Annotated in this window: 12 protein-coding genes; all 12 read right to left on the bottom strand. The window is 31.1% G+C overall.

What is annotated here, in order from left to right; translation table 11 throughout:
- Positions 1–24: 24 nt before the first annotated feature.
- The 12 genes from BC961_RS07345 to BC961_RS07290 all read right to left on the bottom strand — a co-directional run bounded on the left by BC961_RS07345 (position 25) and on the right by BC961_RS07290 (position 13,245).
- On the bottom strand, positions 25–348 hold the full coding sequence (locus tag BC961_RS07345; protein ID WP_121925224.1) for a heavy metal-binding domain-containing protein: 324 nt from the start codon (positions 346–348) through the stop codon (positions 25–27).
- 88 nt (positions 349–436) lie between these two features.
- On the bottom strand, positions 437–1,246 hold the full coding sequence (locus tag BC961_RS07340; protein WP_121925223.1) for a hypothetical protein: 810 nt from the start codon (positions 1,244–1,246) through the stop codon (positions 437–439).
- Entirely contained in the window at positions 1,246–1,743 is a 498-nt protein-coding gene (locus BC961_RS07335) for a heavy-metal-associated domain-containing protein (protein ID WP_121925222.1), read from the bottom strand. Before BC961_RS07335 ends, BC961_RS07340 begins: the two co-directional genes overlap by 1 nt.
- A 1-nt stretch (position 1,744) precedes the next feature.
- Positions 1,745–2,221, bottom strand: coding sequence for a TlpA family protein disulfide reductase (locus BC961_RS07330; RefSeq protein WP_121925221.1), 477 nt, complete (start codon positions 2,219–2,221; stop codon positions 1,745–1,747).
- Positions 2,222–2,281: 60 nt separating this feature from the next.
- Complete coding sequence (locus tag BC961_RS07325) at positions 2,282–3,145, bottom strand: DUF3347 domain-containing protein (protein ID WP_121925220.1); 864 nt, start codon at positions 3,143–3,145, stop codon at positions 2,282–2,284.
- A 180-nt stretch (positions 3,146–3,325) separates the two neighbouring features.
- On the bottom strand, positions 3,326–3,694 hold the full coding sequence (locus BC961_RS07320) for a hypothetical protein (RefSeq protein ID WP_147440535.1): 369 nt from the start codon (positions 3,692–3,694) through the stop codon (positions 3,326–3,328).
- 414 nt (positions 3,695–4,108) lie between these two features.
- Positions 4,109–4,405 (bottom strand): hypothetical protein, encoded by a 297-nt coding sequence (locus tag BC961_RS07315; RefSeq protein WP_147440534.1) that lies wholly within the window; start codon positions 4,403–4,405, stop codon positions 4,109–4,111.
- A 97-nt stretch (positions 4,406–4,502) separates the two neighbouring features.
- Entirely contained in the window at positions 4,503–6,638 is a 2,136-nt protein-coding gene (locus BC961_RS07310) for a DEAD/DEAH box helicase (RefSeq protein ID WP_121925217.1), read from the bottom strand.
- Positions 6,638–7,951 carry an ATP-binding protein gene (locus BC961_RS07305; protein WP_121925216.1) on the bottom strand — a complete coding sequence of 438 codons (1,314 nt, stop codon included), beginning with the start codon at positions 7,949–7,951 and terminating at the stop codon, positions 6,638–6,640. The genes BC961_RS07310 and BC961_RS07305 overlap by 1 nt, the downstream gene beginning before the upstream one ends.
- The gene (locus tag BC961_RS07300) at positions 7,948–9,927 is read right to left on the bottom strand and encodes a tellurite resistance TerB C-terminal domain-containing protein (RefSeq protein WP_121925215.1); all 1,980 of its coding nucleotides are present in this window, start codon (positions 9,925–9,927) and stop codon (positions 7,948–7,950) included. The genes BC961_RS07305 and BC961_RS07300 overlap by 4 nt, the downstream gene beginning before the upstream one ends.
- Before the next feature lie 299 nt (positions 9,928–10,226).
- A complete protein-coding gene (locus BC961_RS07295) occupies positions 10,227–11,564 on the bottom strand; it encodes a DEAD/DEAH box helicase (protein ID WP_121925214.1) in 1,338 nt (445 codons plus the stop codon).
- Between the two features lie 136 nt (positions 11,565–11,700).
- Positions 11,701–13,245 (bottom strand): DEAD/DEAH box helicase, encoded by a 1,545-nt coding sequence (locus BC961_RS07290; RefSeq protein WP_121925213.1) that lies wholly within the window; start codon positions 13,243–13,245, stop codon positions 11,701–11,703.
- Positions 13,246–13,288: the final 43 nt, after the last annotated feature.

Genomic DNA, 13,288 nt, shown 5'->3' with positions numbered 1-13,288 from the left:
AAAATGATATTGAAATCATTATTTCTATTGTAAATCTTTTGTGGAAATTTGCTCCAAATCCATTCCACATTTAGGACATTTATCGCCTTTACTTCCAATAACTTCTGGATGCATTGGACAAGAATATGATATATTAGTATCCATCTTCTTATCACTATTTTGAATCATCGTTGAATCATGGTTCATCATCGTTGAATCATGGTTCATCATCGTTGAATCATGGTTCATCATTGTTGAATCATTCATCATGTGTGATTCTTTATTACTATTGTCTTCGATAGTTTGCTGTTTACAAGAAGTTATGATTAAAAACAAACCTAATAGTAAACTAAAATTTAATATTTTCATTTTGTAGAGTTTTAAGTTGATGCTAAAGACGTTTATATTTAGCAAAAAATATTATAAATTTTATAAAAATTATTTCATAATTCACGTGCTAATTTTTCAAATTGAAAAAAGTATAGTATAAATTAAAGTAAATTCCATCTGAAGAGGAACGCGTCATAGAATTAATTAATTCTTTTCTATATCCTAAATCCAAACGGGCTTGACTATTAAAAATAAATTGAATAACTGGTACTGCATCTAGATAGGATTTACCATTTTCATTGATCGTTTGACCAACAAATTCTAACATTAAATTAATATTCGTCTGTTTCAAACTGGTATATTTTTTTGGATACATTAATTTACCAAAAGACAAAGTATAGTTCGTCGCAGTACTTCCAAAATTAGTTGGAAATCTATGGTTTGAAGTATTATCGAATGCCTTCTCAAAACTTACCGATGAACTGATCGCTACTTTTTTAATCAATTTTGTAGCAACAACACCAGTTTCAAAACCGGTATTGTTACCCATAATTTCAATTTGCTCTTGATTTACTGTAGAATTGTTAAAACTATAGCGGCCAAAAGCAGCCATTCGGAAGTGACTATTGATATCATCCTCAGAATAGAAGCGATACTTAGCGTAAACGCTCCCTCCTTCTCCTACAAAATTATTGTCGGCATTACTCGCAAACGCTGACGCTCTTAACATTAGATTCTTATTAACTCCATAACTTACCTCCGGCATGAGATAATAATTGTATGCTGAAGTACCTTCTTTTTTTAAGAAAGACTGCAATACATTTACACCTAAGGAGTTTGCAGGAACGTTACTGGCTGGATCTGTCATCAGAAATAGTTCCTGACTCGTACCTTTTTGGAAAATGAATAGGACAACTAGTACTAGAAACTTCTTCATTATTTTACAATTTTAATATGGAAATCTTTTTCATTGTTCATAGCATAATTTGTGCTGTTCTTGTATGTCTTAGAGAGTTTTTTAAACTCTTTATCAGTTACGTAACCTTTATCTAAAACTTGTATTTGAACTTCCTTGTTCTTGCTTTCTTTACCGTCTAAAACAACGAACGAGTTTTTCTTTAAAGTTTCAGCATCAACTGTTACGATTAGGGAACCAATGAAAAAACCTGCTTTTTCCACTTTTTCTTTGAAGATCGAAGGTGATAGTGAATTATTATCTGCTAACGAAACAATGAAAGTGTTTGAATTCAAGTCGATTTCAACATTCTTAACTTCTGTCATTGATTTTAATTGTTTGTTTATTGCATTAGAGCACATAGAGCACGTTAATCCCGTTGCTACAATCTCTGCTTTTGAAATTTGTGCATTACTTACCGCCGAAAACATCACCATTAAAACTATTAGAGCGCTGTATTTTATATTTACTATTTTCATTTTATTTATTTATTAGATTTATTATTTCTTGATCTGTTGGGTTTTTCATTATTAATATTCCTTCGCTATCAAATAGGAATTTTGAAGGCAACTCTTCTACTCCAAAAGTTACTGCTGCGTTAGCATCAAATCCTTTTGGATCAATTAATTGCAAAAAATGTATCTTGTCTTTTTCAATCGCTTTTTTCCATTTAATAGCGTCTGTATCAATTGAAATTCCAATAATTTCTATTTTACTTGAATCTAAATCTTTATGCATTTGCACTAGCTTTTTATTCCCCACTCTGCATGGTCCGCACCAGGAAGCCCAAAAATCAATTAATACGAACTTACCTTTGAATTCATTTATATTAATTTTTACCTCTTTGCTGCTTTTCAATTCAATTGATGGAATTGCGTCTCCAATTTTTATTTGTGCAAATGAAGTAAGACTAAAAGCTACTAATAAAAAGACGATTAGTTTTGTCCTGATATCCATTATAATTATTTTTTTTAATAAAAAACAAAGCCCAAATTTCACAAATGGACTTTGCTCCGTTTATTTAATTGTTTCTACCGTTTTACCGCAAGTCATCATCATTGAACCGTAATATGGATTCTTAACTGCATTTTCTTTGCTCAACCAGTTAGCACCTTTTCCTTTGTTTGCCATTGGACAAAACTGGTAGTAAATAGGGTTTTCGGTATTTGAAACCTTGATTAATTCATACATGTTTTTTGACAAGTTGATAAAACGCTCTCTTTGGTGTTCAGTATCTTTAGTATCAGCGATGTGTTTAGCATCTTCTTTTAAATTGGTAGAAACTTTCATCCACACCATGTGAACATCCATTTCCAATTTATCCATTTGTACCGCTTCTAAATTAGTAAGTAGCGATTTAGATTTTGCAGCGGCCATTGATCCGTCTGTACCTACTAATGCATCCTTTACTGCGAAATAATTATCTAAAACTGACGTAAGTTGGTTCATTTCTTTCATTGCTGTATTTGTCATATCCATGTGATTTGTGTGATTTTGATGATTCATCGTAGATGAAGTTGCTTTTACTGCAATTTTACTTTCTCTATCATATTGACAACAACCTGGTAATTCATTATAAACATTTTCTGGCGCAAGGAAAGTATCGCTATCGTATCCTGCTAAAGCAATGCGTTTTAAAACTTCGTCTTGAGTTGTTTTTTTAGAATCATAAGTTATCGAAGCCATTTTGCTGTCTTTATTCCAATCAACAGTAGCAACGTTTTTTAGATTACCTGCTTTTTCTATTGTTTTTTCACACATGCCACAGTTACCGTAAATCTTTACGTTTTCAGTTACTGAATTTTTTATTTGTGCGCTAGAGATTGTAAAGGTTAACAACATTGTTGCTGCTACCATTACGTTTGAAATTGAATATTTCATAGTATAGGGTTTTATATCAAAAGAGAGTTTTCTTTCGAAAGTGTTTTAATTAAAATTTTGATTTGTGAACAATCAGTAGATAATAAGAGCGTAAATACGTTCCTTATTAATATAAAAATTGAAGTTAATGTACTGCAAATGCAGTGAAATAGCCATAGTTATGGCTGTCAAGAAATAAAACTAGCCTATTTTAGGAATAAGCCATAATGTAGTATATCCAGATGATACGAAAGTTTTAGAACTGTAAAACTTTTGCTTTTCATTAGGAAAATTAAAGAAAGTGTAGCCAAATTCATTTTGGCTAAACAAAGCTAAGCTTACTTGTACCGAAGTTGTTGTACAATTTGAATGTCCGCATTGACCGTCGCAACCGCTATTTTTATCAGCAGCATGACTTTCTTCAGAACATCCTTTATGCTCTTGTTTTGAAGTTGTTTCCATTTTACAACATTCTTTTTCTGACTGAGTTCCACACGCATAAGTCAAACCTGGCAGTAAGAATAGGCCAAGAGTTAGAATTACGAGATATAGGTGCAACTTTTTAATCATGAGCCAAAGGTAAGAAGTAATTTATTTAATAGGTTTAATTTTAACGTTCTGTTGGGTTTAGTTAAACAGTATCATTTTATAAAATTGAAGATTTAAAAATAGCCATTGCACTACTCTATCAAGTTCATACAATGGCATACTTTTATCTGTGTTTACTTAAAAAAAAAGTTTTTATTCTTTTAAAATTTTAAAGGTTTTACCGCTTTCTAATTTTAAGAAGTATAATCCGTTTGTTAAAGTTTGAACATTAATTTGGTAGCAGTTTCTACAATAGAAGTTATATTTAGTCACATAATAATTATTCTAAGAAGACTATTGATTAATTACCTCAAAAAGCTTTCTAGAATCATTTTCATCAATTTCTTGTAAGTGAAAATCATATCTATTTCCATCACATTTATAAATTGTTAGAACCTAATTCTCTAATTCTGTTCTCTCCACATTACCAAATGATATTGATTTTCCAAAAAATGTTTTAATCCGAATAAAAATTCCTTTTTTATTATATTGTACATAATTCTTAAACCAAAACATTCTTGAGAAAAATACTACTTGCGATACATATCCAATTGCACTAATTCCTTTATTTATTTTTGGATTTTGAAATTCATTTATTTCAAAAAGACCGAACATGATACAGAATAAGGATAGTAATATTAATGAAATAAAAAACCAATTGTATTGTAAATTGTCGAATTTGATTCTTTTCATTTATTAAGGATTTATAAAATTGCTAATTATGTAGTAATTAGGAGGAACGAATTTTGTCCTTTTTTGCTTTTATTAGTCTTATGACTTGTTGTCAATGCTATTTAGTAGAAATTAATTTAAAATTATTTAATAATACTTTTGTCTGTTCAATGTCAAAGTATTTATTCTTAATAACTTTAATTTTATATTTCAAGGGCAAATATATTCCCCATTTAGAAAAGTCTAAAAGAGTGGGATTAGACTCTAAAAGTGTCGAAATGTGAGTGTCAATATCAGTCAATGGAAAGGACAAAAAATTCCATTTTGAAATCAAATCTTCTTCTGAAACTTCAATATCAAACGAACTATTACTCTCGTCGATCTTGTTTTTAATGCCAGCAATATTTAAAAGCAATTGTAAAGTCCTGTTAATTCGTGTTCCAGTAAATGTGAATAGTTGCACGTGTTTTTCTGATGTCAACAATGGTCTTTCAGATTGTAAATCCTTAATTTTGAATACTAAGAAATCTTTTCGCATATTTTCTATTTCATCAAAACTAGGCTCATCAAGAAAATCATATTCTATTTTAGAATATAATATTTCAAACATTTTCTCTCTAATTTTCTGATGAATAGCTGCACCTCCACCAAAAAACATTGGCTTTTTACCATCTTTTGCTGATATGACCTCAATTTTCTTAGCTTTGTGATCAACGAATTTTATCTTCCATATTTTTGCAGATAGCAATATGTTTTCATCCTCAATAATTTGAGGTGAAAAAGGTATTTGACCAATTGTATTGCCAGCATTTACAACTTTAAAGTTTTCTTCAGTTTTGAATACGCTATAAAATTCCCGACTATTAACAATGTTCTCGCCTTCAACGCCTATAATAACTTCGAGTTGAAGTTTTTCTAGAAAATCAATTTCAATCAAATGTTGAAGTATTTCTTCAATTTCTGATCGTTCAATCAAATTGAATGCAGCATTTTCTTTAAGTTGTTTTATTAATTCAGTAAGAAGTATTCCGGAATGTCCTTTAGTAATTGATAAAGCCTGATGCACCAAAATATCATAAGGCTTTTCATTTTTTTCTGGAGGCTCTATGAAACCCTCTTTATACAAAAGCCAGCAAGCAATAGATTGAAGTAAACTCCATTTATTTGTTGCATAAAGAAATAAATTACTACTTTCTCCGTCTTTTCTACCACTTCTTCCAACTCTCTGAATCAAAGAAGCAATACTATGCGTAGCATCGATTTGGACAACTTCATCAACAGAACCTATATCTATTCCAAGTTCTAATGTTGATGTGCAAGAAATACAAAAGTTATTTCGCTTGTTATTCTTTGCAAAGTATTCTACATATTCTCGTACTTCTCTATCAACGGATGAATGATGCGAAAAATAATTAGGATGTCCTTTTACTCTTTCAGATATTTTTTTAAGTTTTACAGCTACTTCTTCAACTCGCCCTCTGCTATTTGGAAAAATTAAAACTTTATTGTCTTTCGTTTCTATATATAAATCCTTCAAAAGTTCTAACGGTAATTCTTCATTTTCATTTTTGAAGAAACGAAATACAGAATTGATTTCTTTCGCTGTTCGATCTATTAGGATTTTTGTTTTTTCTACATTTCCAGTAAACTCTTTTACTTCAATAAATTTATTTTCTTCGCTCATTGTGGCAGAAAGACCAACAATACTAAAAGAACTGGAATTTACTTTTTGAAGTCTGCTTAATATGGATTTTAGTTGAGTTCCTCTATCTGTTCCGATAAACGAATGGATTTCATCAATAACTACATACTTTAAATTGGAAAATAATTGTTTGACATTGTAAGGTTTGTTCACAAACATTGCTTCCAATGATTCAGGTGTGATTAGTATAATTCCGCTTGGTTGTTTTAATAATCTTTCTTTCAAAGTTTTGTTAGCTTCGCCGTGCCACTTGGTAACGGTTACATCAAGATTTTTGCAAAGTTCTTCAACACGATAAAACTGATCATTTATAAGAGCAATTAATGGTGAAATATAAAGAACTTGAACACCTTTATCATTGAAGTTTACTTTTGAAAGTATAGGCAAAAATGCTGCTTCTGTTTTACCAGATGCAGTTCTTGAAGCCAAAATAAAATTTTCATCTGAACTCAAAATTCTGGAAATAGCAGCATTTTGAATTGGTCGCAACTGTTCCCAACCCTTATCACGAATAAATTTTCGTATTGGTTCTGAAAGTAAATCAAATGACATTATAATTCTTCTATGCTATCTAATGAAAATTCTTCAGGTCTTTCATCAGAAACTTCAAGTTCTCCAAATAACATGTTTTTATCAATAGTTGGGTTTTGTCGAATAATGTTTAGGATATTTAAGAAGTCCCTAATTACTTCTCTCGGAGTTAAAAATTCTGAAGCACCAGGTTTATTGAATAGCTCCTCCATAAATTGCTGAATTTCATCATCAGAAATTTGTATTTCAGTTTTGTAGTTGTAATCAAAGATTGCTTTTAATTTCTGAAGTAATACAAATATTTCGTTATTATTTAGAGGTAATAATTTCAGAACAGGCTGCGCGAAGTCTCTTATTAGAGCTGTTTCAAATTTATTGGTTGCAAGTCTTGTTTTCAGAGCATCATAACTGAAAAGCCCTCTACGTTCATTTTCCAAGAACTCTTTTGTTCCAGCAAAATTGAAGAATATGTTAGAAACCTTTCCTTGAAAACAATCATTGTAAATAGCTAGAATCTTTTCATAGTTTTTTTCTCTCATTACAGAAGTCGAAATCTTGTATAGATTTATAGCTTCGTCAAGATTTATCATAAAACCACTATAACCCATACTTACAAAAAGTTTACAGAAGTTTTTAAGCATATCATAGTAATTTAGGTCATTAATTACTTCTCTAACGCCTAAATCCTGCCTTGCTTCGGTTTTTGTTCTATATTCTCCTTTGAGCCATTTTAATGCATTTCTTCTTAGTTGTTCATCTCCTTTAATGTAACCTTCGTAATATTTCATTACAACTGTTCCAAAGTCGAAACCACCAACGTCAGTAATTTCATTTATGGTTGTCATTATATTGTTCTGAATCAGATTCAAGTATTGCTCATTTCGAATATCAGCTATCGAGATATTATTTTCATCTGCTGTTTTTGTAATAATTTGTTCAATCCATTTTTCCAACAAAGTAGGCAAAGCTCCACCTTCGGGTTTTGTCTGAATGGAAACATTATCCATTATTGCAGAATAAAGAGCAACACCTTTTCCATCATTTGAATACAAACGGTTATCAGGTGTGAAATCTGCATTAGCTACTACAAACTTTTGTTTTAAAGCAACTGTATTGAGCAAGTGAAGCATAAACGATTTACCTGAACCGAAGTCTCCAATCCAGAATTTCACCATACTATGGCCATTTTTCACATCCTCTAAAGCAGATACGACTGCATTTATTTCTTCTGATCGACCAACAGTTATATGTTGAATACCAATCTTTGGAACTACACCACCAATAAGTGAATTGATTATTGAAGTGGCTTCTTTTGGTTTTATGTTATCTATCATTTTATTGAAATTTTTTGGAAATACTCTGGAATTATTGAATAGTAATCGTCTTCCTCTTCGATTAACACATCATCTAAAACTTCATAACAGGTTTCATTGACACTTTCGATTACTTGATTTTTAAACACACCTTTTAATTTTGCAAATTCTTCAATTTCACTTTGAAGAATTGAAAAATTATTTTTATAAAACAGTTCTAAAATAGAAATTTGGATTTGATTAAGTGATAATTCAGGTAAAAATGGCGATTGATGAGATTCATCATTTTTCTGAATTATTTCAATCATTATTTCTTCACTATTTATTTCTTGATTTTGAATCGTGTCATTTTCATCTTCAAAGTCATCACGTAAATATTCATTAAGAAGTTCAACCGTTCCGGAATGTTGTGCTTGAACTTCCTTAATTGTAGTTCTGTCTAGTTGTATTTTTTTTCGTTTTACTTCGTACACTTTCACAACAGCTTTGAGTGCCTTATCTAATTTCTTATCACTTATAAATTCGTTAACAATTTGTTCAAAATCTTGAATTTGCTCATTAGTTTTAAAAAGACCTTTCTGGATTGTCTTTGTTAGTTTCTTGTTGTCAAAGGTTACAGATTTTATATCGTGGTGTAAGTAAAGAATATAAAGTATCAATGATGAAACTTTATCGTGCTTTGCAATAAATTTTGATGCTTCAAAAAATATATTTTCAATAGAGGGATTCTTTTTATTAAGTTTTCCAAGCTCGATAATTGATTCTACAAATTCCTTTTGATTACTTTTATAATTCGTTGTTAATTCCTCAAATTTTAATTTCCATCTACTTATCGTCTGTGAATAAAGTTCAATTTCAGTTTCTTCATCAGGTGCGTTAACATTAGAAATTAAGGCTGGCAATAATTCTAAAACCTTTGCCACTATTTTAGATTCAAATTCAAATTTGGCTTCATCATTCGTGTAATAAGTATCTGTATTTAATTTCCGTTTATGACCAAAGGATTCACGAACTGCATTTTCACAATGTTTAAAAATGTTAGAATAGAATTCATTTGTGGTTGATACAATAGAATAATTATAATTCTGACTTCCTTTTCTGTATCTGAAGTGTTTCCTTGCGAGCACATCTGCAACAAATAAAAATTCTTTATCAATATTTGTTCCCTCTGATTCATATATAGATTTCAATTCAGAAATCAACGACATGTAAAGTTTTATAACTTCAAGGATACAAAATTCAATCCTGCAAAAATTATTACTTGGATAATAAAGCTTGTTTAAAAGTTTTACTTCTTTTTCATTGAGATTTAATCTGGATTTGTATTTACTCCCTAACCTCCAGTAGTCATAATCGTAATCTGAGTTGTAATTTTGATAGCTAAACCTGTCCTCTCTTCTAAGTCTTGAAACGTCTTCACTATAACCATCTATTTCCAATTTTTTAATTAAAAATGAAACTCCATACGATTTAGTTTTTGGATAATATTGCCCTAAGATTTTAAGTTGGCTTTCTAATATTGATATATCTTTATCGTATTCATTGAGTAAGTCAAACAATAAAATGAATGCGTAATTTGTATTCCCTTCTAAATCGATATACTCGCCATTTAAAAAGTTAGCTTTAAAAATGTTATAAAATTTCTTTTGTTCAGCCGATGCACTTAATAATTCAGAGTACGAATAAACATAATAATGTGTCCAGTAAGGTACCCCAATACTGTATTTTTTCAAACTATTGTTTGAATTAATGTTATAAATTTGGTCTGTTACATCAATTATTGAGTCATCGTTATAACTACTAGTTCCGTTACTTGTCGTCACAGTAATCTTAATATTTTTGACAAGACTTTGAACTAATTCGTCGTGAATTTCTTTCTCTGATTTCTGTCTGATTTTCAAATTTGAGTAAATAGCGTCTTGTCGTGTTCGCTTTTTATTGCCTTTCACAACAAAAACTATGATTATTATTACTCCAATTATAATTAATGCTGTCATTCGTTTTAAATCTTAGTTGTCAATGTAAAGAAATTATTAGTGTTGACTAAAAGTATATTTGCTTGAACATAGGGATATTATTATTAACTTTTTATTTTTTCTGACCCCATAATGTTAATCTAATTTTTTTTTATCAAAGCCGTTAATAACATACAAAATCAAATATATACTTAATTCTTTATTTAATTAAATAATTAATCTTTTTCTTTCAATTTTAGAAAATTTATAAAAAAAAACCATTACAAAACTTCTTCAAGCTTTATAATGGTTTCTCAATTTCTTAAAACAGAAAAAAAATTCTATTTCATTTTTTGTCTTTTAACCGGTTTTTCGGCTGGTTCGTTTTTGTTTTGTAACAAATAATTAGCCAACAGTTTTTCGATCAACTCCTCTTTAGTTAAATGATGGAAAACGGTTTTTATTTTTGTTTTCAATTCCGCATCCACTTCATGGTTAGGTTTGGTTTTGAATATTTGTTTGGCCCATAAAAGGGTATTGTTTTCCTCGATGCTTAGTGAACTTGGCTTTTTAAATTCGGTGAATTTAATTCCCAATTCTTTTTCGAAATCGGCAATTTCGCCAACTTCTTCCGGTTGTAATACGGTTAACGAAAGTCCCTTTGCTCCTGCTCTTGCCGTTCTTCCGCTACGGTGAACGTATGCTTCATAAGCGTCTGGTAAATGGTAATTAACCACATACGAAATTTCCTTTACGTCAATTCCTCTTGCCGCAAGATCTGTAGCCACTAATATATTGATATGACCTTCACGGAATTGCTCCATGATACGATCTCTAATTCCTTGTGATAAACTTCCGTGTAAAGCGCCTGATGAAAAACGATTAATTGCTAAATTCTTAGCTAGTTTATTTACAGCCGCTTTTGTTTTACAAAAGATAATTCCGCGTTCGCCTTCTTTTGAGTTTAAGAAATGCATCAAAACATCTAGTTTTTCAATAGGATCTACCACAATATACTCGTGATCAATTCCTTGATTTCCTACTGTTTCCATGTTAGCACTGACCTGAACTACGTTTTTACTTAGGTAATTCTGAACCAGTTGTTTGATGGTTCCTGGCATCGTTGCTGAGAACAAAAAGGTTTTGTGCTCTTTAGGTAATTCGGCTACGATTTCGTCAAGGCTTTCTTTTAAGATAGAGACCATTTCATCTGCTTCGTCAAGCACTAAAAATTTAGTTTCCTTAAGATTAATCGCTTTGCGTTGAATTAAATCAATTAAACGTCCTGGCGTTGCTACAACAATATGCGTTGGCGATGCTAAACGTTCGATTTGAGGTTTTATAGGAATTCCTCCGCAAGTGGCTGCGATAGAAACTTCTGGCAAGAATGTAGCAAACGATTCTAAATTCTTGAATATTTGTTGGCCTAATTCTCTCGTTGGCGCTAAAATAACCGCTTGAACAAGTGTAGAATTAGTGTCTATTAATTGTAAAATAGGCAATCCAAAAGCAGCTGTTTTACCAGTTCCTGTTTTAGCTAATCCAACAAAATCAGTTGTGTTAGCTAATAATAACGGAATTGTTTTTTGCTGAATTTCTGTCGGAGTAACAATATTCAAATCAGAAAGTGCATTCAATATTGGTTTAGAAATTCCTAAATCAGCGAATTGTTTTGACATTTTATTTGGATTTTATAAGTTGGAAAAAATAGTTGTTTGTAATCGAGAACGCTAGCCCCGATAGTAGCGTTATCCTGTTGTGGCCGTGTTTGCCACAGCAGATATAGCGGATAGCGGGAAAAAGCTCCTAATGAAATTAATCTTCATCCGGTTCGTTCATAATTTTCTCACGGTATTTTTTACCTGTTAGCAATACTAGTTTCAATTTGTAATCGTCCACTAGCCATTCACGATAATTTTTACTGCATTGACTCAAGCATTTTGAATAACGCTTGATACGACAATCGATATCGTCCTCTAGCAATTTTCCTAAAGCTTTTGCTTCCTGCAAAGTATCCGAATTATCGACACACATTGCGGCATGTTGCTCTAGTGATTTATCTAAAACTTCCTTAGAACGTAAATTTTGCTTGATGATTAATTTGTGTTCTTCATCGACATCAAAAGTTACGACAGCAGTTTTACTAAATTTTTCACGTAATTCAGGAGGCATACTGTATTTAAAATACAATTCAATCTCCGTATCATCACGTAAATTCTCTAAGTAAAACTCAGGAGATTTAAAGATGTGTTGCCAGTTTACAGGCTCACTCCACAATCCAAAACGTGCTGCGTTATTACCTAAATCGATTACATTAAAGCTATCTTTATTAGGTAATTTACGAGAGCCACGACCAATCATTTGGTAATACAAAGTCAATGATTTAGTAGCTCTGTTTAATATAATTGTCTCGACTGTAGGTTCATCAAAACCAGTGGTAAGAATTCCAACAGATGTCAAAATAGCATCTGGAGTGTGCTTAAACCAATGTAAAATTTCTTTACGTTCCTCAGTGCTACTAGTGTTATCTAAGTGACGGATTTCATAACCGGCTTCTCTAAATGTTTCATAAACATATAAAGAGGTATTGATCCCGTTATTAAAAATCAAGGTTTTTTTACCAATAGATTTCTCGGTGTAGGCATGCAATAATTTTTCTTGCATGGCCATATTGGTGTATAAATCATCAGAAGATTTTACGGTATAATCTCCGTTAATCCCCACTTTTAATGATGTCAATCCAACGTCATAACTATAAGTAATGGCTTTTGCCAAAAATCCTTTATCAATCAAAGAACTGATAGTATCTCCTACTATCAATTCATCATAGCTTTCATGCATTGGTAATTTTACATTAGAACTTAGCGGTGTTGCCGTAACTCCTAATATAAATGCGTTTTTGAAAGAGCTTAATAATTTTCTAAAAGAGTTGTAATGCGCCTCATCGATAATTACTAAACCAATGTTATCCAAATGCAATTTTTCATCATTGATTCGGTTTTTCAAAGTCTCTACCATCGCCACAAAACAAGAATAGTCGTTTTGATCTGGAAGTTCTTTTACTTTACTGTTGATGATTTTGTTTTTTACATCAAAACCCTTCAACATTTTTGAAGTTTGTTTACAAAGTTCGATTCTGTGTGTTAAAACCACTACTTTTTTATCGTGTTTAGATAAATAACGGCGTACTATTTCAGAGAAAACTACTGTTTTCCCACCGCCTGTAGGTAGTTGATATAACAAATGATGTTGACGAGGTCCATTATCGATACGTTCAAAGATGGAATCTATATCTCCCTTCTGGTAAGCATAGAGTTCTTTTTTGTCTTCGATTTCAATTTCTAAGGTGTTTTCCGGCATTGCTTCTTATTGGATTTTTGCAAAAATACGGCTAAAAAACAGT

Origin of the sequence: Flavobacterium weaverense (genome assembly GCF_003688495.1) — a bacterium.
Taxonomy (GTDB): domain Bacteria; phylum Bacteroidota; class Bacteroidia; order Flavobacteriales; family Flavobacteriaceae; genus Flavobacterium; species Flavobacterium weaverense.
Note: the sequence above shows the minus strand (reverse complement) of the source record. Positions and strands in the feature narration are given on the sequence as shown.